The organism is Pseudomonas sp. 30_B, from assembly GCF_017491605.1.
Lineage (GTDB): Bacteria > Pseudomonadota > Gammaproteobacteria > Pseudomonadales > Pseudomonadaceae > Pseudomonas.
In genome coordinates, this window is sequence record NZ_JAFGYY010000018.1 from 86,191 (window position 1) to 110,482 (window position 24,292).

The 24,292-nt window shown below is 65.4% G+C and carries 20 protein-coding genes; 13 read left to right on the top strand and 7 right to left on the bottom strand.

Going from position 1 to position 24,292, the window contains the following annotated elements; translation table 11 throughout:
- Position 1: 1 nt before the first annotated feature.
- Positions 2-433, bottom strand: coding sequence for a heme-binding protein (locus J5M67_RS19555; protein WP_207886977.1), 432 nt, complete (start codon positions 431-433; stop codon positions 2-4).
- 339 nt (positions 434-772) lie between these two features.
- On the opposite strand from J5M67_RS19555, the gene gcl reads away from it, so the two are divergent.
- The 9 genes from gcl to J5M67_RS19600 all read left to right on the top strand — a co-directional run bounded on the left by gcl (position 773) and on the right by J5M67_RS19600 (position 12,130).
- Positions 773-2,548 (top strand): glyoxylate carboligase, encoded by a 1,776-nt coding sequence (gene gcl / locus J5M67_RS19560; protein WP_207886978.1) that lies wholly within the window; start codon positions 773-775, stop codon positions 2,546-2,548.
- A gap of 96 nt (positions 2,549-2,644) precedes the next feature.
- On the top strand, positions 2,645-3,427 hold the full coding sequence (gene hyi, locus J5M67_RS19565; RefSeq protein ID WP_207886979.1) for a hydroxypyruvate isomerase: 783 nt from the start codon (positions 2,645-2,647) through the stop codon (positions 3,425-3,427).
- 67 nt (positions 3,428-3,494) lie between these two features.
- Complete coding sequence (locus J5M67_RS19570) at positions 3,495-4,385, top strand: 2-hydroxy-3-oxopropionate reductase (RefSeq protein ID WP_207886980.1); 891 nt, start codon at positions 3,495-3,497, stop codon at positions 4,383-4,385.
- 252 nt (positions 4,386-4,637) lie between these two features.
- Positions 4,638-5,909, top strand: coding sequence for a glycerate kinase (locus J5M67_RS19575; RefSeq protein ID WP_207886981.1), 1,272 nt, complete (start codon positions 4,638-4,640; stop codon positions 5,907-5,909).
- The gene (pyk, locus tag J5M67_RS19580) at positions 5,906-7,336 is read left to right on the top strand and encodes a pyruvate kinase (RefSeq protein WP_207886982.1); all 1,431 of its coding nucleotides are present in this window, start codon (positions 5,906-5,908) and stop codon (positions 7,334-7,336) included. Before J5M67_RS19575 ends, pyk begins: the two co-directional genes overlap by 4 nt.
- A 382-nt stretch (positions 7,337-7,718) precedes the next feature.
- On the top strand, positions 7,719-8,609 hold the full coding sequence (locus J5M67_RS19585; protein ID WP_207886983.1) for an urea transporter: 891 nt from the start codon (positions 7,719-7,721) through the stop codon (positions 8,607-8,609).
- A 47-nt stretch (positions 8,610-8,656) separates the two neighbouring features.
- Entirely contained in the window at positions 8,657-9,493 is an 837-nt protein-coding gene (dapF, locus tag J5M67_RS19590) for a diaminopimelate epimerase (RefSeq protein ID WP_207886984.1), read from the top strand.
- 208 nt (positions 9,494-9,701) lie between these two features.
- Positions 9,702-10,946, top strand: a complete 1,245-nt coding sequence (gene sstT / locus J5M67_RS19595; protein WP_207886985.1) for a serine/threonine transporter SstT — start codon at positions 9,702-9,704, stop codon at positions 10,944-10,946.
- Between the two features lie 185 nt (positions 10,947-11,131).
- A complete protein-coding gene (locus tag J5M67_RS19600; RefSeq protein WP_207886986.1) occupies positions 11,132-12,130 on the top strand; it encodes a sulfate ABC transporter substrate-binding protein in 999 nt (332 codons plus the stop codon).
- A gap of 144 nt (positions 12,131-12,274) precedes the next feature.
- On the opposite strand, the gene J5M67_RS19605 is transcribed toward J5M67_RS19600, so the two are convergent.
- Both J5M67_RS19605 and J5M67_RS19610 read right to left on the bottom strand, forming a co-directional pair.
- Positions 12,275-13,372: a P1 family peptidase gene (locus tag J5M67_RS19605; protein WP_207886987.1), complete on the bottom strand. Its 1,098-nt coding sequence runs from the start codon at positions 13,370-13,372 to the stop codon at positions 12,275-12,277.
- A 28-nt stretch (positions 13,373-13,400) separates the two neighbouring features.
- On the bottom strand, positions 13,401-14,765 hold the full coding sequence (locus tag J5M67_RS19610; RefSeq protein WP_207886988.1) for an APC family permease: 1,365 nt from the start codon (positions 14,763-14,765) through the stop codon (positions 13,401-13,403).
- A gap of 196 nt (positions 14,766-14,961) precedes the next feature.
- Here J5M67_RS19610 and J5M67_RS19615 point away from each other — a divergent pair, with 196 nt between their 5' ends.
- The 3 genes from J5M67_RS19615 to J5M67_RS19625 all read left to right on the top strand — a co-directional run bounded on the left by J5M67_RS19615 (position 14,962) and on the right by J5M67_RS19625 (position 18,048).
- Positions 14,962-15,765, top strand: coding sequence for a helix-turn-helix transcriptional regulator (locus J5M67_RS19615; protein WP_207886989.1), 804 nt, complete (start codon positions 14,962-14,964; stop codon positions 15,763-15,765).
- Between the two features lie 159 nt (positions 15,766-15,924).
- Positions 15,925-16,509, top strand: a complete 585-nt coding sequence (locus tag J5M67_RS19620) for an HD domain-containing protein (RefSeq protein ID WP_207886990.1) — start codon at positions 15,925-15,927, stop codon at positions 16,507-16,509.
- 147 nt (positions 16,510-16,656) lie between these two features.
- Positions 16,657-18,048, top strand: coding sequence for an adenylate/guanylate cyclase domain-containing protein (locus tag J5M67_RS19625; protein WP_207886991.1), 1,392 nt, complete (start codon positions 16,657-16,659; stop codon positions 18,046-18,048).
- Positions 18,049-18,708: 660 nt separating this feature from the next.
- Here J5M67_RS19625 and J5M67_RS19630 read toward each other — a convergent pair.
- On the bottom strand, positions 18,709-20,013 hold the full coding sequence (locus J5M67_RS19630) for a dicarboxylate/amino acid:cation symporter (protein WP_207886992.1): 1,305 nt from the start codon (positions 20,011-20,013) through the stop codon (positions 18,709-18,711).
- Positions 20,014-20,385: 372 nt separating this feature from the next.
- On the opposite strand from J5M67_RS19630, the gene J5M67_RS19635 reads away from it, so the two are divergent.
- Positions 20,386-21,387, top strand: a complete 1,002-nt coding sequence (locus tag J5M67_RS19635; protein ID WP_207886993.1) for an AraC family transcriptional regulator — start codon at positions 20,386-20,388, stop codon at positions 21,385-21,387.
- Between the two features lie 189 nt (positions 21,388-21,576).
- On the opposite strand, the gene J5M67_RS19640 is transcribed toward J5M67_RS19635, so the two are convergent.
- From J5M67_RS19640 to J5M67_RS19650, 3 genes are read right to left on the bottom strand one after another with little or no spacing between them, the layout of a single operon-like run.
- The gene (locus tag J5M67_RS19640; protein ID WP_207886994.1) at positions 21,577-22,920 is read right to left on the bottom strand and encodes an ATP-binding protein; all 1,344 of its coding nucleotides are present in this window, start codon (positions 22,918-22,920) and stop codon (positions 21,577-21,579) included.
- Positions 22,917-23,594: a response regulator gene (locus tag J5M67_RS19645; protein WP_207886995.1), complete on the bottom strand. Its 678-nt coding sequence runs from the start codon at positions 23,592-23,594 to the stop codon at positions 22,917-22,919. The genes J5M67_RS19640 and J5M67_RS19645 overlap by 4 nt, the downstream gene beginning before the upstream one ends.
- A 55-nt stretch (positions 23,595-23,649) precedes the next feature.
- Positions 23,650-24,261, bottom strand: coding sequence for a hypothetical protein (locus J5M67_RS19650; protein ID WP_207886996.1), 612 nt, complete (start codon positions 24,259-24,261; stop codon positions 23,650-23,652).
- Positions 24,262-24,292 lie beyond the last annotated feature (31 nt).

A 24,292-nucleotide genomic window follows, 5' to 3' on the forward strand; every position in this document is an offset into this window, starting at 1 on the left:
TTCAGCCCGCGTCGGCCACCAGGCCCAGCGCCTGTACACCACAGATTGCGCACTGCTCGTCGATGTCCGAGGCGTCACCGCTGATGCCGATGGCGCCGATCACTTCATTGGCCGAGTTGCGGATCAGCACGCCGCCCGGTGCCGGCACCACATTGCCCTGCGCCAGGGTGTTCACCGCCGCGATGAAGGACGGACGCTGCTGCGCGTCCGCCGCCAGCATGCGCGACGACTTGCCAAGCGCCACGGCCCCCCAGGCCTTGCCGATGGCGATCTGCGGGCGAAGCATGCTCGCGCCGTCTTCGCGCTGCAGGGTCACCAGGTGTCCGCCGGCATCCAGCACGGCGATGGTCAGCGGCGCGGTGGACAGCTCGCGGCTGGCGGCCAGGGCCTGGCGGGTGATGTCCAGCGCGATTTCCAGACTGATAGTGCTCATGAGGCTTTCCTCTTCAAGGTTGATAAGTCAGGGGCACGGACGGCACTGGCGATTCGCCTGCACACATCCGCACCAGAAATCTGTACGCAATCTAGTAGCCGAACGCCCCGACCAAAGCAACACAAAAGGACAATGAGTACCTATTTTTGTATACATTTTTTCAAACGATAGTTTGACCCGTTGATCAACTTTAATCACAACATATTGATTTAAATGGATTTTCAATAAAAATAACCACCTAATACCGCGTATACAACCTGCCTTGACCTTCTCGCCGAAGCCTGCATAGAATCGCCTCAACTTTTGTACACAATCAGTATAAGAACCGAGGAACAAAATATGGCCAGAATGAGAGCAATCGAGGCTGCCGTACTGGTAATGCGCCGCGAAGGTGTCGATACCGCCTTCGGCGTACCGGGCGCCGCCATCAACCCCATGTATGCGGCCATGAAGAAACTCGGCGGCATCGATCACGTCCTGGCCCGCCACGTCGAAGGCGCGTCGCACATGGCCGAGGGTTACACCCGCACCACCGCCGGCAATATCGGCGTGTGCATCGGCACCTCCGGCCCTGCCGGCACCGACATGGTCACCGGCCTGTACTCGGCCTCCGCCGACTCCATCCCGATTCTCTGCATCACCGGCCAGGCTCCCCGTGCGCGCATGCACAAGGAAGACTTCCAGGCCGTGGACATCACCAGCATCGTCAAGCCGGTGACCAAGTGGGCAACCACCGTTCTGGAGCCGGGCCAGGTGCCCTACGCTTTCCAGAAGGCCTTCTTCGAAATGCGCAGCGGCCGTCCGGGCCCCGTGCTGATCGACCTGCCGTTCGACGTTCAGATGGCCGAAATCGAATTCGACATCGACGCCTACGAGCCGCTGCCGGTCAACAAGCCCAAGGCCTCCCGCGCCCAGGCCGAGAAAGCCCTGGCCCTGCTCAACGACGCCGAGCGTCCGCTGATCTGCGCCGGCGGCGGCATCATCAACGCCGATGCCTCCGACAAGCTGGTCGAGTTCGCCGAGCTGACCGGCGTACCGGTGGTCCCGACCCTGATGGGCTGGGGCACCATCCCCGACGACCACCCGCTGATGGCCGGCATGTGCGGTCTGCAGACCTCGCACCGCTACGGCAACGCCACCGTCCTGGAATCGGACATGGTGTTCGGTATCGGCAACCGCTGGGCCAACCGCCACACCGGTTCGGTCGACGTCTATACCGCGGGCCGCAAGTTCGTCCACGTGGACATCGAACCGACCCAGATCGGCCGCGTCTTCACCCCGGACCTGGGCATCGTTTCCGACGCCGGTTCCGCCCTGGAAGTGTTCCTGGAAGTAGCCCGCGAGTGGAAAGCCGCCGGCAAGCTCAAGGACCGCAGCGCCTGGGTGGAATCCTGCCGCGAGCGCAAGCGCACCATGCAGCGCAAGACCCACTTCGACAACGTGCCGGTCAAGCCGCAGCGCGTCTACGAAGAGATGAACGAGTTCTTCGGCAAGGACACCTGCTACGTCAGCACCATCGGTCTGTCGCAGATCGCCGGCGCCCAGTTCCTGCACGTGTACAAGCCGCGCCACTGGATCAACTGCGGCCAGGCCGGCCCGCTGGGCTGGACCATTCCGGCTGCCCTGGGCGTGGTCAAGGCCGACCCGAGCCGTCAGGTCGTCGCGCTGTCGGGCGACTACGACTTCCAGTTCATGATCGAAGAACTGGCGGCCGGTGCGCAGTTCAACCTGCCGTACATCCACGTACTGGTGAACAACTCCTACCTGGGTCTGATCCGTCAGGCGCAGCGTGGCTTCGAGATCGACTACTGCGTGCAGCTGGCGTTCGACAACGTCAATGCACCGGAACTCAACGGCTACGGCGTTGACCACGTTGCCGTGGTCGAAGGCCTGGGCTGTAAAGCCATCCGCGTCTTCGACCCGGAGCAGATCGGCGCCGCCTTCGTCCAGGCTCGCGAGCTGATGCAGAAGCACCGCGTACCGGTCGTGGTCGAGGTCATCCTGGAGCGTGTCACCAACATCTCCATGGGTACCGAGATCAACGCGGTGAACGAGTTCGAGGAACTGGCGCTCAAGGGTGCCGACGCCCCGACCGCCATCTCTCTGCTGGATTGATCCATCTGCGGGAGAGGCGCCGCAAGGCCCTCTCCCCTGACCCTCTCCTTGCCGAGAGGGGGCTGTTCGAGCAACACGCCATCAAGGAGTCACACAATGCCCCGTTTCTGCGCCAACCTGTCCATGCTGTTCACCGAGGTGGACTTCCTCGACCGTTTCGATGCCGCCGCCAAGGCCGGCTTCAGCGGTGTCGAGTACCTCTTCCCCTATGACGTCGAGGCCGAGGTGATCAAGGCCCGCCTGGACGCCAACAAGCTCGAACAAGTGCTGTTCAACCTGCCCGCCGGCGACTGGGCCAAGGGCGAGCGCGGCATCGCCTGCCATCCGGACCGCGTCGAGGAATTCCGCGCCGGCGTGGACAAGGCCATCGCCTACGCCAAGGTGCTGGGCAACAAGCAGGTCAACTGCCTGGCCGGCATCCGCCCGCAAGGCTACGACTGCGCCACCATCGAGAACACCTTCCTGAACAACCTGGAGTACGCGGCGGACAAGCTTGAAGCCGCGGGCATCAAGCTGGTCATGGAAATGATCAACACGATCGACATTCCCGGCTTCTACCTGAAGAACACCCAGCAGGCCCTGGAACTTCGCGAGAAGGTCGGCAGCGCCAACCTGTTCCTGCAGTACGACATCTACCACATGCAGATCATGGAAGGTGACCTGGCCCGGACCATGGAGAAGAACCTCCCGGCCATCAACCACATCCAGCTGGCCGACAACCCCGGCCGCAACGAACCGGGCACCGGCGAGATCAACTACCGCTTCCTGTTCGAGCACCTGGATCGCATCGGCTACAACGGCTGGATCGGTTGCGAATACAAGCCCAAGACCACCACCGAAGCCGGTCTGGGCTGGCTGAAGAGCCACAACGTCATCTGATGCTTTTTGCCGGGCTCCCGCCAGCGCGGGGCCCGATAAACCAACAAGAAAACCAGGAGAACACCTCATGGCCAAAATCGGATTCATCGGCACCGGTATCATGGGTCTGCCCATGGCGCAGAACCTGCAGAAAGCCGGCCACCAGATCTTCGTCTCCACCCACCACGACGCAGCTCCCGCTGCCCTGGTCGAAGCCGGCGCCATCGCCCTGGCTACCCCCAAGGAAGTCGCCCAGGAAGCCGAAGTCATCATCGTCATGGTGCCGGACACCCCGCAGGTCGATGACGTTCTGTTCCGCAAGGACGGTATCGCCGAAGGCGTGGGCCCGAACAAGGTCGTGATCGACATGAGCTCGATCTCCCCCACCGCTACCAAGACCTTCGCCGAGAAGATCAAGGCCACTGGCGCGCAGTACCTGGACGCCCCGGTATCCGGCGGTGAAGTCGGCGCCAAGGCCGCGACCCTGAGCATCATGGTCGGCGGTTGCCCGAACACCTTCGAGCGCGTGCTGCCGCTGCTACAGGCCATGGGCAAGAACATCACCCGCGTCGGTGGCAACGGTGACGGCCAGACCGCCAAGGTCGCCAACCAGATCATCGTCGCGCTGAACATCCAGGCCGTCGCCGAAGCCCTGCTGTTCGCCGCCAAGAACGGCGCGGACCCGGCCAAGGTACGTGAAGCGCTGATGGGCGGCTTCGCCTCCTCGCGCATCCTCGAAGTGCACGGCGACCGCATGGTCAAGGGCACCTTCGATCCGGGCTTCCGCATCAGCCTGCACCAGAAGGACCTGAACCTGGCCCTGGCCGGTGCTCGCGAACTGGGCCTGAACCTGCCCAACACCGCCAATGCCCAACAAGTGTTCAGCACCTGCGCGGCCATCGGCGGCAGCAACTGGGACCACTCCGGCCTGATCAAGGGCCTGGAGCACATGGCCAACTTCTCGATCCGCAAGGACTGAGGGTTGTCCACTGGGTCCCCGCGTTCGCGGGGATGACGACAGCGATGCAGGTCCGGGCGTTATGGGAGTGATGCCAGGACCACGCAAAGCACGTCACCCCCGCGAAGGCGGGGGACCAGAACCAGCATCGAACACCCGGCCGTAGGGAATCACGGCCTCGCCGGCCGGGGCGTTCGAATCCATCGCTGAGCCTTCTGTCCAGCAGAGGCCTGAGCCATGGATACACCACAAGAAGAATCACCGGAGCCTGTCATGAGCCTGGACCCACGCACCTTCCTGCGCGAGTTGTTCGACACCGCCATTGCCGCCGCGCACCCGGCCCAGGTACTGGCGCAGCATCTGCCCACCGACAAGGGTGGCCGCACCATCGTCATCGGCGCCGGCAAGGCCGCCGGGGCCATGGCTGAAGTGGCCGAGAAGCACTGGAATGGCCAAGTCCAGGGCCTGGTCGTGGCGCCTTACGGCTACGGTGCCGACTGCCGCAGCATCGAAGTGGTGGAAGCCTCGCACCCGGTGCCGGACGATGCCGGCGAGCGCGTCGCGCGCCGCGTGCTGGAACTGATCAGCGGGCTGACCGAGAACGACCGGGTGATCTTCCTGCTCTCCGGTGGCGGCTCCGCCCTGCTCGCCCTGCCGGCCGAAGGCATCAGCCTCGACGACAAGCGCAGCGTGAACAAGGCACTGCTCAAATCCGGCGCCGCCATCAGCGAAATGAACTGCGTGCGCAAGCACCTCTCCGCCATCAAGGGCGGCCGCCTGGCCCGCGCTTGCTGGCCGGCCAGCGTGTACACCTACGCGATTTCCGACGTGCCCGGCGACGAGGCCACGGTGATCGCCTCCGGCCCCACCGTGGGCGACCCGACCACCTCCGCCGATGCCCTGGCGATCCTCAAACGCTACGACATCGAAGTACCGGCCCATGTACGCGCCTGGCTGGAAGACCCGCGTTCGGAAACCGTGAAACCCGGTAACGAATGCCTGTCGCGCAGCCACTTCAAGCTGATCGCCACGCCCCAGCACGCCCTTGACGCGGTGGCCGCCAAGACGGAAGCCGCCGGCATCCCGACGCTGGTCCTGGGTGATCTGGAAGGCGAATCCCGCGAGGTGGCCAAGGTCCACGCCGGCATCGCCCGGCAGATTCGCAAGCACGGCCAGCCGCTGAAGGCGCCCTGCCTGATCCTCTCCGGTGGCGAGACCACCGTGACCGTACGCGGCAGCGGCCGCGGCGGGCGCAACGCCGAATTTCTCCTCAGCCTCACCGCCGACCTCAAGGGCGAACCGAACATCTGGGCCCTGGCGGGGGACACCGACGGCATCGACGGCATGGAAAGCAACGCCGGTGCCCTGATGACTCCGTGCAGCTACAACCGCGCCCTCAAGGCCGGCCTCAACCCGCTGCACGAGCTCGACAACAACAACGGCTACGGCTTCTTCGCCGAACTGGGCGACCTGGTGATCACCCGGCCGACCCGTACCAACGTCAACGACTTCCGCGCCATCCTGGTCCTCGAGAACGACAAATGACTCCGGATAAAAAAGTAAAGATTCTGGCGACCCTGGGCCCGGCGATCAAAAGCCGTGACGACATCCGCGCTCTGGTCGAAACAGGCGCCAACCTGTTCCGCCTGAACTTCAGCCACGGCGAGTACAGCGACCACGCCCAGCGTTTCGCCTGGGTCCGCGAAGTGGAAGCCGAGCTGGACTACCCCATCGGCATCCTCATGGACCTGCAGGGCCCGAAACTGCGCGTCGGCCGCTTCGCCAACGGCGCGGTGCAGCTTGAAAAGGGCCAGAGCTTCACCCTGGACCTCAGCGATGTGCCGGGCGACGAAAAACGCGTCAACCTGCCCCACCCGGAGATCATCCAGGCGCTGGAGCCGGGCATGAGCCTGCTGCTGGACGATGGCAAGATCCGCCTGCAGGTGGTCAACGCCCACGCAGACGCCATCGAGACCCGCGTGATGAACAGTGGCGAGCTGTCCGACCGCAAGGGCGTCAACGTCCCGGAAGCCGTGCTCAAGCTCAGCCCGCTGACCGCCAAGGACCGCCGTGACCTGGACTTCGGTCTGGAGCTGGGCGTGGACTGGGTCGCCCTGTCCTTCGTGCAGCGTCCCGAAGACATCGAGGAAGCCCGCGCGCTGATCGGCGACAAGGCCTTCCTCATGGCCAAGATCGAGAAGCCGTCGGCGGTGCAGTCCATCGAAGCCATCGCCCGCCTGGCCGACGCCATCATGGTCGCCCGTGGCGACCTGGGCGTGGAAATGCCGGCGGAAAGCGTGCCGGGCATCCAGAAGCGCATCATCCAGGTCTGCCGTCAGCTCGGCCGTCCGGTGGTGGTGGCGACCCAGATGCTCGAATCCATGCGCTTCTCCCCGGCGCCGACCCGCGCCGAGGTGACCGACGTGGCCAACGCCGTGAGCGAAGGCGCCGACTGCGTGATGCTCAGTGCCGAGAGCGCCTCGGGCCAGTACCCGCGTGAAGCGGTGGAAATGATGGCGAAGATCATCCGCCAGGTGGAAGCCGAGCCGGACTACCAGGGCCAGCTCGAACTCAACCGCCCGGAGCCGGACGCCACCGTCTCCGACGCCATCAGCTGCGCGATCCGCCGCATCAGCCGCATCCTGCCGGTTGCGGTGCTGGTGAACTACACCGAGTCGGGCGCCTCGACCCTGCGCGCTTCCCGCGAACGTCCCAAGGCACCGATCCTCAGCCTGACGCCGCAACTGAAGTCCGCCCGCCGCCTGACCGTGGCCTGGGGTGTGCACTCGGTGGTCAACGCGCAGCTCGCCCATGTCGACGAGATCTGCTCCACCGCCCTGGACATTGCCCTGGCCCAGCGCATGGCGCGCCGTGGCGACACCGTGGTGATCACCGCCGGCGTGCCCTTCGGCCAGCCGGGCAGCACCAACATGCTGCGCATCGAGACTGTCGCGCCGGCTCTGGAAGGTTAAGACAAAGTCCTCTCCCCCGCCCTCACCCTGAAGGGGAAGGGCTGGGGAGAAGGCAAGCGAGTTCAGGAGCCACGCCCAGCGCGTGCCTCCGCACCGAGTCACTCCCGGACGGACGGGGCCGGGAATACGGGGCCGCGTCCCCGTCCGTCCGGGTTTGACCTTGACCGAATGCTTGTCGGTCCATGGCCCCCCACGAGCAACTCCCATGCTGGCCATGGAATTTCGAGGCTGTCAGCGGCGATCCCGCCGGCAGCCTCTTTTCTTTTCAACCAGGTGGCGCGGTCTCGTATGCCAGCGTCACAAGATGCACTACGCTGCGCGGCCTCGATGCGTCCATTACCGGGCGCCGCCCAGCCCACGATTCCCACTGCCTTGTAGCACCATGCCCCTCATCCAGCTCGCTCGTACCCGGCTGATCGGATTCGGCCAGATCTACCTGCAGGCCGACGCACGCTTCGGCCTGATCCTGCTGCTCAGCATCGCCTGGTCGGCGCCACGACTGTTGCCCGGCGCGCTGCTTGGCAGCCTACTTGGCGCCCTCGCCGCGCGTTTCCTGCGCGTGCCGCAGACAGACGTCGATGCCGGCCTGTACGACTACAACCCCGTGCTCGTCGGTCTGCTGGTGCCCTTCCTGTTCCAGTGGTCGCCGGCGATGCTGGTGCTCTGCGTCGCGGCCATCCTCGGTTCCGTGGTAGTGCAAGCGGGCATGCTGCGCCAGTCGCGCCTGCGCTTCGGCCTGCCGGCCTATACGCTGGCCTTCGTGCTGATGGGCTGGGTCTGTGCGGCGCTGGGCAAAACCATTGGGCTGGCACCCGCGACAAGCCCGGGCTGCCTGTCCTGCGACCTGGTCAACCATTACCTCGACTCGACGGCGCTGGGCTTTGGCGAAGTGATCTTCCTCGGCGAACCGCTGGCCGGCCTGACCATCGCCCTCGGCCTGCTGCTGGCCGAGCGCCGCGCCGCCTTCTGCGCCCTGGCCGGAGCCGCCGGCGCCCTCCTGATCGCGCCGCTGTGTGGCCTGCCGGCCGCCTCGGCGCAAGCCGGCCTGCTCGGCCTGAACGGCGCGCTGGCCGGCATCGCCCTGTCGCTACGCTACCGCAGTGCGCTGGCGCCACTGTGCGGCATCCTGCTCGCCGTGCTGCTGCAGCCGTGCTTCGCGCTGATCGGCCTGCCGGCCTTCACCGCGCCCTTCATCTTCGCCTGCTGGCTGGTGATCCTGGGCCAGCGCCTGCTGTCGGTGCTGCTGCGCAACCTGCACACGGAAAGGGCCTGACCGAGTCTATAGTCAGTCGGGTACTTCCTTCAGCGACGGATCGCACCATGCACTTCGTGAAATACCAGGCCCTGGGTAACGACTATCTGGTCCATGCCGGCCCCGAGCCGTTCGCCCTGACGCCAGCGCAGATCAGCCGCGTCTGCGATCGCCACTTCGGCATCGGCTCCGACGGCATCCTGCTGGCGCAGCACACCGACAGCGCCTTCGGCCTGCGCATTCTCAATCCGGACGGCTCCGAGGCGGAGAAGAGCGGCAACGGCCTGCGCATCTTTTCCCGCTACCTGTGGGACTGCGGGCTGGTCGCCGATCAGCCGTTCGACATCGTCACCGCCGGCGGCACCGTCACCAGCCAGGTGTTCGACGACGGGCGCAACGTCGAGGTCTCCATGGGCCGCGCCGAGTTCGCCTGCGCGGCCATACCGGTGCTCATCGATGCGCCGGAAGCCCTGGGCTACCCGCTGGAAATCGATGGCGAATCGTTGAAGATCAATGCCGTGTCCATGGGCAACCCACATTGCGTGGTGTTCGTCGAGCGGACCAGCCGCGAACTGGCCTGCCGGCTCGGCCCGCTGCTGGAGCGCCACCCGCTGTTCCCGCGGCGTACCAACGTGCAGTTCGTCGAGTGGCAGGGCTGCAACGCCCTGCGCGTGGAAATCTGGGAGCGTGGCGCCGGCTACACCCTTTCCTCCGGCACCAGCAGCTGCGCGGCCGCCGCCGTGGCGCGCCGCCTGGGCCTGTGCGAGGAGCGTATCGATCTGAACCTGGCCGGCGGCCAATTGAAGATCCACGTCGCGAACGACTTCCAGGTCACCATGCGTGGCGCGGTCCAGCGGGTCGCCGGCATCGATCTGGATTCGGAATCCTTCAGCGACCTGGGCTGAACCCGGCCTTTATTCCCGCCGTGACCGTCATGGATCAATGCCGGTCCGTGCACCCTCCTCCAGACTGCCAACTGACCGCCGCCAACGCGGAACCTGACCGCTCAATCGACGGGTAACCGCGCATTTCCCGACATCAGGCGGCATAATCCGCGCCCTCGCGCATCCGGCACCGCCGGTGCGATCCCATTCCCATGCAGCGAACGATGTCATGACGCTTCCAACTCCCACCCTCCTGCAGCGACTCCAGCGCACCAGCCTGGTCCTGCGGATCTTCATCGGCATGCTCTGCGGCATCGCCCTCGCCCTGCTCTGGCCACAGGGCGCGCTGGCGGTCGGCCTGCTCGGCAAACTGTTCATCTCGGCGCTGAAGGCCGTCGCGCCGGTACTCGTCCTGGCGCTGGTGATGTCCTCCATCGCCAACCACAAGCAGGGCCAACGCACGCACATCCGCCCAATCCTGCTGCTGTACCTGATCGGCACCTTCTCGGCGGCAGTGGTCGCGGTAATGGCCAGCTTCGTCTTCCCCTCCACCCTGGTGCTGCACGCGCCCACCAGCGAACTGGCGCCGCCCGGCGGCATCGGCGAAGTGCTGCGCTCGCTGCTGTTCAGCGTCACCACCAATCCGGTGAAGGCGCTGCTTGAAGCCGACTTCATCGCCATCCTGGCCTGGGCCATCGGCCTTGGCATCGCCCTGCGTCACGCACGGCAGACCACCCGCGACCTGCTGGACGACGTCGCCAATGGCGTGACCCTGATCGTCCGCGTGGTAATTGCCTTCGCCCCGCTGGGCATCTTCGGCCTGGTGGCCAGCACCATCGCCGAATCCGGCTTCGACGCCCTGGTCGGCTACCTGCACCTTCTGGCCGTGCTGCTCGGCTGCATGCTGTTCGTGGCGCTGGTGGTCAACCCGCTGATCGTCTTCAGCAAAATTCGCCGCAACCCGTACCCGCTGGTGTTCACCTGCCTGCGCGAGAGCGGCATCACCGCCTTCTTCACCCGCAGTTCGGCGGCCAACATCCCGGTCAACCTGCAGCTGTGCGAACGCCTGGGCCTGCATGAAGACACCTACTCCGTGTCCATCCCGCTGGGCGCGACCATCAACATGGCCGGCGCCGCCATCACCATCAGCGTGCTGACCCTGGCGGCGGTGCACACCCTCGGCATCGCCGTGGACCTGCCCACCGCCATCCTGCTCAGCGTGGTCGCCTCGATCTGTGCCTGCGGCGCCTCCGGTGTGGCCGGCGGCTCGCTGTTGCTGATCCCGCTGGCCTGCGGCCTGTTCGGCATCTCCAGCGAGGTGGCGATGCAAGTGGTGGCGGTCGGTTTCATCATCGGCATCCTCCAGGATTCGGCGGAAACCGCCCTGAACTCCTCCACCGACGTGCTGTTCACCGCTGCGGCCTGTCTGGCCGAAGACGACGCCAACAGCGCCGAGGCCGGCGAACGCGCCTGACCCCTGGACGGGACGGCGGACCACTCCCGCCGTCCCATCCTTCCCGCGCTCTCCCCCCTCCCGCCGCTCGATCCCGCGGCTGCCCGTGTGCACGGGCGAATAAGCAAATAGCCTTTAAGTATTTAAAGGCCATATAACCCGAAGGCATAATCCGCCCTAGACAACACTGCCAAAAGGATCGGATTGTGAAACGACTGTTCAGCGCCTCGCTGCTGGCCGCCGGCCTCGCCCTGGCCACCGCAGCCCAGGCCGCCCAGCCTCTGCTCAACGTCTCCTACGACGTGATGCGTGACTTCTACAAGGACTACAACGCCGCCTTCCAGAAGCACTGGCAGGCCGAGAAAGGCCAGAACATCGTCATCCAGATGTCCCACGGCGGTTCCAGCAAACAGGCCCGTGCCGTGATCGACGGCCTGCCGGCCGACGTCATCACCATGAACCAGGCCACCGACATCGACGCCCTGGCCGACAACGGCGGCCTGGTGCCCAAGGACTGGTCCGCGCGCCTGCCCAACAACAGCGCACCCTTCACCTCCGCCACCGTATTCATCGTGCGCAAGGGCAACCCCAAGGGCCTGAAGGATTGGCCGGACCTGCTCAAGGACGGTGTGCAGGTCGTGGTACCCAACCCCAAGACTTCCGGCAACGGCCGCTACACCTATCTCTCCGCCTGGGGCTACACCCTGAAGAACGGCGGCGATGAAGCCAAGGCCAAGGAATTCGTCGGCCAGTTGTTCAAGCACGTGCCGGTGCTGGATACCGGTGGCCGCGCGGCGACCACCACCTTCATGCAGAACCAGATCGGCGACGTACTGGTGACTTTCGAGAACGAAGCCGAGATGATCGCCCGCGAGTTCGGCCGTGGCGGCTTCGAAGTGGTCTACCCGAGCGTTTCCGCCGAAGCCGAGCCGCCGGTGACCGTGGTGGACAAGGTGGTCGACAAGAAAGGCACCCGCGCCGAGGCCGAGGCCTACCTGAAGTACCTGTGGTCCGACGAGGGCCAGACCATCGCGGCGAACAACTACCTGCGTCCGCGCAACCCGGAAATCCTCGCCAAGTTCTCCGACCGCTTCCCGAAAGTGGACTTCTTCTCGGTCGAGAAAACCTTCGGCGACTGGCGCACCGTGCAGAAGACCCACTTCGCCGACGGTGGCGTGTTCGACCAGATCTATACCCCGAACTGATCGTGGTCTTGCTGCCGGATCGCGGACAGAGTCCGCTCCTGCGAGAAAGCGAAAGCCGGAGCTGCCCAGCAGCCCCGGCTTTTTTCATGGCACGGATTTCACTCCTACAGGTTTTGCCAGCCTATCGAGCGGCCGACAGAGGCCTCAGTCTTTCCAGCCGGCTTCGCGCAAGGCCGCCAACAGACGCTCACCACTGAGCGCCGGCACCAGTACTCCATCGTCGGTGCGCATATCGCATCCGGCCAGCAGCACATTGACGATGGCCTCCTCCACCGCTTCGGCGGCGGCGGCGAACAGCGGCGAGATGTGGTCGTTGTTGACCATCGCCAGCGGCGTGGCGAACGGCAGGTCCTTGCGAGCGTAATCCGCCGGCGGCAGGTCGCGGTTGCCGGTGGCGAAGGCGAGGAAGATGTCGCCACTGGAGTCCTCGGTGCCACCGCCGGTACGGGCGATGCCGACGGAGGCACGCTGGGCCAGGCGCTGGCACTGGTGCGGCAGCAGCGGCGCATCAGTGGCGAGTATCACCACGATGGAGCCCATGCCCGGCTCGCCTTGGTCGGCGAACGGCGATGGGATATCACCCAGGCGACGGCCCACCGGGTAGCCGTCCACCCGCAGCTCGCGGCGCTGGCCGTGGTTGGCCTGCACCAGGGCGCCCACGGTCCAGCCGCCCTGCTCCGCCGGCAAGCGACGTGAGGCGGTGCCGATGCCGCCCTTGAACTCATGGCAAATCATTCCCGTACCGCCGCCCACCGGACCTTCCCGCACCGGGCCGGACTCGGCGGCAGCCAGGGCCTCGCGAACCTGGTCCGGGCCGACGTGCTGCCCCCAGATGTCGTTCAGCAGGCCGTCGAAGGTCTCCATCACCACCGGCATGCACCAGTAGATAGCCGGGTCCGCCAGCTCGGCGTGTTCGGCGGCGATCAGCGCATCGCGCACCACGCCGACGCTATGGGTGTTGGTGATGGCAATCGGCGTGGTCAGCAAGCCCGACTCGCGAATCCATTCCAGGCCCGTGGCGTCGCCGTTGCCGTTGAGCACATGGCAGCCGGCGAAACAGGGTTGCCGCCGCGCCGCGCTATCGCGCGGCTGGACCACCGTGACCCCGGTACGCACTGCGCGGCCGTCGCGCTGCTCGATGAGGGTGCTGTGGCCGACCCGGATGCCGGGAACATCGGTGATGGCGTTGAACGGGCCGGGCGTACCCAGGCCTAGGGTGATGCCGAGTTGACGAGCGCGCATGCTGTCTCCTTGGTTTTCGAGAAGGGTTTCAGAGCTTCTGGAAAGCCGGACTGAGCTTGCCGTAGGTGCTGTAGAGAATCACCGACACGGCCAGTATTCCGACAATGATCATGACGTCCCGCGAGGAAGCGTCCAGTAGCAGGTCGAGCAACAGATAACCGGCGCCGATCACCGCCAGCATCGCCGGCAGCGGCCATAGCGGCATGTGGTAGGGGTGCTCGCGATCGCGGCGCAGCACGCGGCTGAACAGCGCGCAGAGCGCCACCACCAGGTAGACCATCACAAGCAGCAGCACGGTGAAGGAGGTCAGCTCCTCCAGATTCGAGCTGAAGCTCAGCGCCGCCGAGGGGACGCCTAGGAACAGCGTGGCAATCCAGGGCGACTCCCAGCGCGGGTGGATGCGGGTGAAGGCGCGGTTCATCAGCGGCGTCCACAACTCGTCGCGACCGCTGCTGAAGATCACCCGGCCGACCTGGATGACGATGGCGACGATGGCGTTGAACACCGAGAGGAAGATACCGGCGCTGACCAGCCGCGACAGCGTCTCGTTGCCGTGGGCGGTAAGCAGGTAGCCGACCGGGTCGGGGCTGGCGATCATGTCCTGCAACGAGGGCGCGCCCAGCAGCAGAGCGGTCAGCGAGACGATCTCGATCGCCACCACCAGCACCAGCGACCAGATCACCGCGCGGTGCACGTTGCGCCCGCCGCACTTCATGTCCTCGGCCAGCAGCACGGCGCCGCCGAAGCCGTTGTAGGAGAACAGTGCAGTGCCCACAGCGCCGATCACCAGCCCCCAGGGCGCGGCGGCCAGTACCCCGCCGTCGATGTGCTGCGGCTGTACCAGCACGCTCATCGGCTGGCTGACGTGGCCGAAGCCGAGCACGACTATCACCAGCAGCGCCGCCACTTCGCAGAGCAGGAAGACGCCGGTGATCCAGGCGTTCACCCGGATATTGAGGATACCCAGCACGTAGCTGGCGGCGACTATCACCAGCGCGACCGTCTGGGTATCGAAGTTCGTGCCCAGGGCGCTGTTGAGATAGGTCGCCGCACCGGTAGCCAGGACCGGCGGAATGAACAGCAGCGAGACCAGCACGGTAAGGAAGGTGGCGTAACCGGCTAGGCCGCCGAACACACGCTTGGCATAGACATACTCGCCACCGGCGGAGCTGTGGGCGCGGCCGAGTTCGGCGTAGCACCAGGCGAACATCAGGGCCAGGAAGCCGGCGATGACGAAGGCCATGAAGGCGCCACTGCCGGCCTGCTGGATGGCAAAGGGCGCGATGACGAAGACGGAGCTGGCGGGGGTGACCGCCGAGACGGTGATGGCGACCACATCGAGCACGCCCAGGCTGGGCTTGAGCGCGCTATCGGGCGCAGGGGAAGCGCTCATATCGTTGTTTCCTCGTGTTGTTATTGGTGGCTGAGGCAGGAACGAAGACCTTGTCGCGCCCTCTGTGCGGGGCGCTGGGTGGTGTGCAGTCTGGGCATGGCGCGAGTGGCGGCCAATCACCATTTGGGGTTACGCCCCTTGACGGCGGGCCGGTAAAAGGAGGAAACCGTGGGCCGAATCCACGGGGAGCCAACGGATGCACAACCTGTTCCGCGAGGTCGGCATGCACGCCAACCTCGGCCGCGCCATCGAGCAGATCGGCCAGCCGCGTTTCTGGAAGCAACTGATCCTGCTGCTGCACCAGTGGCTGCCGTTCGATAACGCCCTGGCGATGTACTACCCCGCCAATGCAACGCCGGTGGCGCTGGAGGAATACGACGCCGAGCCCAATGCCGGGCCGGCGGCGATGGCCATCTATCTCGACGGCCTGTACCAGCTCGACCCGTTCTACCAGGCCTGCCGCGAGGGCGTGCCCAGCGGGTTGTACCGGCTGGAGGAAATCTCACCCGACCAGTTCCGCCAGAGCGAATACTTCCTGAGCTACTTCCACGACAACGTGCTGGAAGACGAGGTGCAGTTCATCCTGCAGTTGCCCGGCCTGGGCGCACTGTCGCTGTCACTGGGCATGCGCCGGTTGTTCGACGCCGAGCAGAGCGGCCTGTTGGCGATGCTCTGCCCCTGGGTACTGGCGCTGATGCAGCAGCACTGGCAACAGCGCAGCCAGCGCCTGCTGCCAGGCGCCAGCGATGGCGTGGCGGTGCAGGTGCGCGACGCCCTGAGCCACTTCGGCGCCGGAGTGCTCTCCGAGCGCGAGCTGGAAATCGCCCGACTGATCCTGCGGGGTTACTCCTCCAAGGCCATGGCCGAGCGCCTGGCGATCTCCCCGGAGACCATCAAGGTCCACCGCCGCCACCTGTACAACAAGCTCGACATCTCCTCGCAGCCGGAGCTGTTCTCGCTGTTCCTGCAGTCGCTGGGGCATGACCCGGAGAACCCCTGAGCATCTCTTCAGGCCGGAGCAGCCGCCATCGGCGCGGCTGATGCCGCGCCATTCGCGCCCGGCGGGACACCCCGCTGGCGCTGCACGGACACTACCGCCCACGCCGTGCGCTTCTAGACTGGAGCGGTCCCCCTCCAACAATCACAAGAGGACAGCCCGATGAACGCACGCGCCCACTTCACCCACATGGAAGACGGCAGCGCCGAGGACTGGGCGATCATCGCCAAGGACTTCGTCCAGTACGCCGCCCTGCTGCCCGACCGCATCCTCACCCACCTGCGCCTGCTCGACGGCGACTTCGGCGGCTTCCCGGTGGACCGTCTGACCCACTCGCTGCAGACCGCCACCCTGGCCCACCGCGACGGTCGCGACGAGGAATACGTGGTCTGCGCCCTGCTCCACGACATCGGCGACACCCTCGGCTCGTTCAACCACGCCGACATCGCCGCGGCCATCCTCAAGCCCTTCGTCAGCGAGGAGAATCTGTGGATGGTGGAGAAACACGCGATCTTCCAGGGTTACTACTTCTTCCACCACCTGGGCCTGGACCGGCACCTGCGCGAGCAGTTCAAGGACCACCCGCAGTACGCCCGGACCATCGAGTTCTGCGCCCGCTACGACGCCGCCGCCTTCGATCCGGATGGCGAAGTGCTGCCGCTGGAGTTCTTCGAGCCGATGTTGCGCCGGGTCTTCGCCCAGCCGCGCCGCTCGATCTACCAGCGGCCCGACGGCAGCATGGCCTGAGTTAGACGGCCCGGAGGCCCGCGACGCGCCGTCGCGCGCCGCCGCTGGCCCAGCAGGTAGCGCATGGAATAAGATTCCTACACCCGCAATCGCGCGGGAGGCGCCAATGTGGATTGCGCCGACACTAACCAGGGACTTTTCCTGCGCATGAAGCCTATCGTCACCGAGCGCCCCGCCGGGCCGCTCACCGCCGCCCCCCTGCGCGAATACCATTCCCGCGTGCTGGCCTATGTCGCGACGGCAGCGACCATCACCGCCGGCACCTTCAGCCAGTACTTCGGCTACGACATCCTCTGGATGGTCCCCTATGCCCTGCTCTACCCGCATCTCGCCCAGCAGCTGAGCCGGCGCTTCAAGCACGACCACCCGCAACGCACGCGCCTGGTGCTGATGTTCATCGATGCCGTGCATGCCGGCGCCGCCACCGCGCTGATGGGCTTCTCGGAAGTGCCGAGCCTCATGCTGGTGCTGGTGCTGGCCTTCTCCTCGCTGATCATCGGCGGCCTGCGTTCCCTGGGCCTTGGCCTGCTGGTCATGCTCAGCGCCTCGGTATTCACCGCGGCGCTGCTCACCCCGGCCTACAAGGGCGCCACCCCGACCCTCGTGGCGCTGGTCAGCGTGCTGTTCTCCACGCTGTACATCTGCATCACCGCCTTCTTCGTTCACCAGCAGGGCCTGCGCCTGGCCGTGGCCCGCGCGGAAATCACCCGCGAGCAGGAGAAGGCCGCGCGGCTGGCCAGCAACCTGGCCAAATACCTGTCGCCACAGGTGTGGGAGTCGATCTTCAGCGGCAAGAAGAGCGTACGCCTGGAAACCCAGCGCAAGAAGCTCACCGTGTTCTTCTCCGACATCAAGGGCTTCACCGAGCTGTCCGAGGAACTGGAAGCCGAAGCCCTCACCGACATGCTCAACAACTACCTCAACGAAATGTCGAAGATCGCCCTCAAGTACGGCGGCACCATCGACAAGTTCGTCGGCGACTGCGTGATGGTGTTCTTCGGCGACCCATCCACCCAGGGCGCACGCAAGGACGCCGCCGCCGCGGTCTCCATGGCCGTGGCCATGCGCAAGCACATGAAGGTCATGCGCCAGCAGTGGCGCGCCCAGGGCATCACCAAGCCGCTGGAAGTGCGCATGGGCCTGAACACCGGCTACTGCACCGTGGGCAACTTCGGCGCCGACACGCGCATGGACTACACCATCATCGGCCGCGAAGTGAACCTCGCCAGCCGCCTGGAAAACGCCGCCGAAGCCGGCGAAATCCTCATCAGCCACGAGACCTACTCGCTGGTGAAGGACATCCTGATGTGTCGAGACAAGGGCCAGATCACGGTGAAGGGCTTCAGCAAGCCGGTACAGATCTACCAGGTGGTCGACTTCCGCCGCGACCTGGGCTCCAACCCCAGCTTCATCGAGCACGAAGTGCCGGGGTTCTCCATGTACCTGGATACCAACAACGTGCAGAACTACGACAAGGAGCGGGTCATCGAGGCGCTGCAACAGGCCGCCGAGAAGCTCAAGGACAAGATCATTCTCTGATCCCTGGCCGGCCCTCTACCTCCCTGTAGGAGCGGACTCCGTCCGCGATGCTCTAGTTCTTCGTAGGGCGGATAACGCCTAAGGCGTTATCCGCCGTTGTGGGTAAGGTATTTCTGCGCCGCGTCGGCGTGTGCTGGGACTTTTTATTTCGCCCCCTCGGGCGAGTTACTTTCTCAAACGACAGAAAGTAACCAAAGGTCTTGCCCCTGCATCCGGCCCCGGCTTCGCCGGGGTTCCCTCCCTGCATCGAAGTTTCAGGGGCACGCGTCGACGGGCCATCCCTGGCCCAACGACGCTCTCGCGGCATCCATGCCGCTCAACCCCTGAAACTCCGATTCCACTCGGCCTCCTGAAGGGGCGCTCCGGTGTGCGCGGATAGTTCTCTGGAAACCGCTTTTCGTAGGAGCGGACTCTGTCCGCGAAATCCATCGCGGCGAAATCCGCGCTGACAGGGAAACGCCTGGGCTTGTCGCCAACCTGTAGGACCGAGGGGGACGCCCAGTCCTTGCTCGCGAACCGCCCAGCTCAGGAGCTGCCGGAAAACTCGCCCCTGCAACTGCGACCACAAACCACCCGCCCATAAAAAAGCCCGCTCAAGAGAGCGGGCTGGAAAGGCTCCGGTGCTTCACGTTCACCGGGCCGAATCTTTCACAGGTGAACTCAGTGGGAAGGCTGCACTTCTGCCGAGTTGCCAGGGCCGGCGGCCAGTTCGTCGTGCAGGGTCTTCTCGTTGAGCTGCTTGCACCACTTGGCGACCACCAGGGTAGCCACGCCGTTGCCCACCAGGTTGGTCAGGGCGCGGGCTTCGGACATGAAGCGGTCGATACCCAGGATCAGCGCGAGGCCCGCAACCGGCAGGTGGCCAACGGCGGACAGGGTGGCGGCCAGCACGATGAAGCCCGAGCCGGTGACGCCGGCGGCGCCCTTGGAAGCGATCAGCAACACCACCAGCAGGGTGATCTGGTGGCTGATGTCCATCGGCGTGTCGGTAGCCTGGGCAATGAACACGGCGGCCATGGTCAGGTAGATCGAGGTGCCGTCCAGGTTGAACGAATAGCCAGTGGGAATCACCAGGCCGACGACGCTCTTGTCGGCGCCCAGCTTCTCCATCTTGGCGATCATGCGCGGCAGCGCCGACTCGGAGGACGAGGTGCCCAGCACGATCAGCAGCTCCTCACGGATGTAGGAGATGAAGCGCAGGATGCTGAAGCCGTGGTAGCGGGCAATGCCGCCGAGCACGATCAGCACGAAGAGGATGCAGGTGATGTAGAAGCACAGCATCAGTTGGCCGAGCTGCACCAGCGAACCCAGGCCGTAGGCGCCGATGGTGAAGGCCATTGCGCCGAATGCACCGATGGGGGCGACCTTCATGATCACGTTGATGATGTTGAACATCACGTGGGTGATGCGATCGATGAACTGGAACACCGGCTGGCCGTAATCGCCCAGGCGGTGCAGCGCGTAGCCGAACAGCACCGAGAAGAACAGCACCTGCAGGATGTCGCCATTGGCGAAGGCGCCGACCACGGTATTCGGGATCACGTTCATGAAGAACTCGATGGTGCTCTGCTTCTCGCCGGACGCTACGTAGGCCGTCAGCGTGGCGTTCTTGCTCATTTCCGCGGTGAGGCTGGCGACGTCGGCGTGCATGCCGGCACCCGGCTGCACGACGTTGACCACGAACAGGCCGATGAGCAGCGCGATGGTGGAAACGATTTCGAAGTACAGCAGCGCCATGCCGCCCGTCTTGCCCACGGCCTTCATGTTCTGCATGCCGGCGATGCCGGTGACCACGGTACAGAAGATGATCGGCGCGATGGCCATCTTGATCAGTTTGACGAAGCCATCGCCCAGCGGCTTCATCAGTTTGGCGGTGTCGGGGTAGAAGTGGCCGAGTGCGATGCCGATGGCAATGGCGATCAGCACCTGTACGTACAGGCTCTTGTAGAAGGGTTGCTTGGTCATGGCAGCTCTGTCCTCACGGGCATGCGCTCCCGCCAGGGGACGCAAGACCGAACGCGTTATCTCCCTGCAGTGGGAGAATTTGTTTTCAGGGCCTGCCCACGGGTAGGCCTTGAACGCTTATGGCAAGTGCTGTGCCAGACCTTTATAAATCCATTTAATCCTTTGTTTTCAACAGTTTGCACGCAAAGGCAAGGCACATGAGCGGCCAGAAATGGCGGAAACCCGCCTTCTGGCTGGCGGATTTCCCGCCCTCTGGCGGGTATCCGCCAGGCCCCTCGTACCGTAAATTGTAGACCCCGGCACCGACGTCCCAACGCGGCCGGACACACCGCGCGCACGAATGACGCACGGACGGAATAACAAGGATTCCCTATGCGAGAACGCACCATCGCCAGCCATTTCGTCCGCGCCGCCGTGCAGGGCGCGCACCGTCAGGGGCTGGACGTCGCAGCCCTGCTGCGCGACGCCGGCATCGCCCCGGCGGTGCTCGAGGAACCTCGCGCACGCATCGACCCCGGCCAGTTCACGCACCTGATGCAACGCCTGTGGGAGGCGCTGGACGACGAGTACATGGGTTTCGGCAGCAGTCCCAGCAAGCGCGGCACCTTCGCCATGATGTGCAACGCCATCATCCACTGCCGCACCCTGGAAAAGGCCCTGAGCCGGGGTTCGCTGTTCTACGGCCTGTTCCCCGAGGCCCCGGCGATCCGCCTGGTGCGCGAGGGCGACTGGGCGCGCCTGACCCTGGACGAGAGCCACCTGCGCGACCCCGACCACTTCCTCACCGAGAGCCTGCTGCTGATCTGGCATCGCCTGGCCAGTTGGCTGATCGGCCAGCGCATTCGCCTGGAGGAAGCCACCTTCAGCTACCCCACGCCGGAGCACCAGGCCGAGTACGACCTACTGTTCCCCTGCCCGCGCCGCTTCGCCGCCGGCAGCACCAGCCTGCTGCTGCCGGCACGCTACCTGGACATGCCGCTGCTGCAGGACGAACGCACCCTCAAGCACTTCCTCAAGGACTCCCCCGCCGACCTGCTCGCCCGTCCCGACGGCGGCGACAGCCTGACCAGCCAGATCCGCCGCCTGCTCGGCCGCGACTGCCGCAACTGGCCGGACCTTGAGCAGGTCGCCGCGCAATTGCACATGAGCCCGCAGACCCTGCGCCGCCACCTGCGGGAAGAGGGGCCGAATTTCCAGGAGTTGAAGGACCAATTGCGCCGCGACCTGGCGATCTACTACCTGGGCAGGGATGAGCTGTCGATCCAGGACATCGCCGACCAGCTCGGCTTCTCCGAGCCCTCGGCCTTCCATCGGGCGTTCAAGAAATGGACGGGGCTGACGCCCGGCGCATACCGGGCACAGCAGGGCGAGTGACGCCAGAGAGAATGCTTTTGTAGGAGCGGACTTCGTCCGCGATGAACCCTGCGCGGGGCTATCGCGGACGGAGTCCGCTCCTACGGATGCAGAGCGCTCCGAGCCGGACCATCGAGCCGCGAATGCGCAAGGTGTATCGGCGTACAACCGCGAACGGTTGTACGCCCTACGCCAAACCGGCCGACGCCATTACCCCGGCAACCGAATCCTGAAACACGCCCCACCCAGCTCGGAATCCTCCAGCGACAGCTCGCCGTCGTAGCTGTCGATGATGTCCTTCACCACCGCCGTGCCGATGCCCTGGCCGGGGTGTTGGGTGTCCAGGCGTTCGCCGCGCTTGAGGATGCGTTCGCGCTGGCCGGCCGGCACGCCGGGGCCGTCGTCCTCGACGACGAGCTCGACGAAGCGCCCCTGCCTGCGGGCGCTCACCTTCACCGTCGTCAGGCACAGCCGGTAGGCGTTCTCCAGCAGGTTGCCGAGCATTTCCAGCAGCGCGCCGCGTTCCAGCGGCAAGGCGAAGTCTGGCGGGATATCGCGCTCGAGCAGCACGCGCTTGTCGCGGTAGACCTTGTCCAGCGCACCGCTGAGGGTGTCGAGCAGAGGTTCGAGGGCCGCCTGGTGGCGGATCAGGCCGCTCTTGCGCAGGCTGGCGCGCTGCAGCTGGTAGCCGATCTGCTGACTCATGCGTTCGATCTGGGTCTGCAGCACCTGCACCTGCTCGCGGTTCTGCGGCTGCGCGGCGAGGTTCTCGCTGACGCCCTGCAGCACCGCCAGCGGCGTCTTCAGGCTGTGGGCGAGATCGCCGAGGGAATTGCGGTAGCGCTCGCGCTGGGCGCGCTCGCTGTCGAGCAGGCGGTTCAGCGAGCCGGTCAGACGCAGCATTTCGTCCGGGTGCTCATCGCTCAGGCGCTCGCGCTCGCCCGCCTCGATCTGGTCGAGTTCGGCGCGCAGGCCGCGCATCGAGCGAAAGCCCCAGCCCAGGCCCAGCCAGAGCATCCCCAGCAGCACCAGCAGTGCGCCGCCCAGCCATACATAGAGCTGCTCGCGGAAGCCGCGCACCAGTTCGCGGAAGTCGCTTTCCGGCTGCATGGTGACGATGCTGTAGGCCGCCTGCTTGCCGCCCACCAGGTCGATCTCCACGTCATAGACGAAGAATTCCTGGCCGGAGCGATCTCGGATGCGGGTGAACTCGTCGACCAGGCCATCGTACTTGGGCGAGTACTCGATGCTCTCGTCCTGCGCCGAGGTGGAGCGCCACACCAGCTGGCCCTTCTGGTCGAAGATGTAGCCCAACAGCCTGGATTCGGGGAGGTTGAAGTCCTCCACCGGCAGGTGGTCCGGCATGCTCAACTGCCCGCCTTCGATCCGCGCGGCCGACACCAGCGTCGCCACATCGGCCGCCAGGCGCTGCTGGATGGCGTCTTCCAGGGCGATGCTGAAAGCCCGCTGCAAGGCCGGCAGCAGGGCGGCCATGAACAGGATCGCGAGCAGCGCCGCGCCGATCATCAGACGCAGGCGCAGAGAACGGATCATTTGCACAACTCGGTGAAGATGTAGCCCTGGCCGCGCACCGTATCGATGGGCTTGAAGCCGGAAGCCGCCTCCAGCTTGCGACGCAGGCGCCCGACCAGTACCTCGATCACGTTCGGATCGCGCTCGTCGTCATCCGGGTAGAGCTGCTCGATCAGGCGCTCCTTGGCCACCACCTGCTGGTGATGACGCATGAGGTATTCGAGGATGCGGTACTCGAAGGCGGTCAGCTGCAGCGACTCGCCACTGACCAGCGCCTGCTTGCGATGGGTGTCCAGTACCAGCGGGCCGGCCTCGATGGTCGACTGCGAGAAGCCGCTGGAGCGGCGCAGCAAGGCATTCAGGCGCGCCTCCAGCTCCTCGAACTGGAAGGGTTTGACCACATAGTCGTCGGCGCCGGCGGCCAGGCCTTCGACCTTGTCCTGCCAGTTGCCGCGCGCGGTGAGGATGAGGATCGGGAAGGTCTTGCCCTGGCTGCGGAACTCACGGATCAGGTCCAGGCCGCTCATGCCCGGCAACCCGAGGTCGATCATCGCCAGGTCATGGTGGTATTCGCTGGCGCGGTACAGCGCCTCTTCGGCATCGGCGACGGCGTCGACCACATGGCCCTGCTCACCGAGCCGGGTGTACAGGTGATGGCGCAACAGCGCCTCGTCTTCCACCACCAGCAATTTCATGCGCGTGCTCCCTGAATCGGACAACCGGGCCCGCATGGCCCGGTTGCAGTATCGGTCAGAACTTGTAGTTGGCGCCCAGATAAACCTGCGAGCTGCTGTGCAGGTCCAGCGATCCGACCTTGCCGCCGCCATGCGGGCTCATCTCGGTACTGGCGTTGGTGCGCAGGTAACGGTAGCCACCTTCGACCGAGGCATTCCTGCCGATCTCCTGGAGGATACCGGCTTGCGCGCCGATGGCGTAACCGACGTCGCTGTCGCGGCTGTAGCCTTTGGAGTCCTGCTCCAGCTTGACCAGGCCGGCGGTGCCGCCGCCGAACAGCTTGGTGCCGCTGTCATTGATCGGCAGGAAGGCGTCGTAGCTGCCGAGCAGGTTCTGCTGGCGCAGCTTCAGGCCACTGTCGGTGTCGGAGACGTTTTCATAGGTGACGTAGTAGCGGCCCTGCTCCATCTGCTGGCCGGCGCGAATGCCCCAGGTGCCGCTGTTGTTGATCACGCTGTCGAACTTCGGGTTATCGAGGTTGCGGTTCAGCGCAGCGGACTTCTGGATGTTGTTGCTGGTTTCGCCCCAGGTCATGCCGACGAAGGTGTCGGCTGCATTGGCCGTGGAGACGGCGGCACTGGCACCGAGGATGGCGGCGGCGAGGGCGATCTTCTTCATGTTTTTCATGGGGATTCTCCCGTCAGGGCTTCAGTAATTG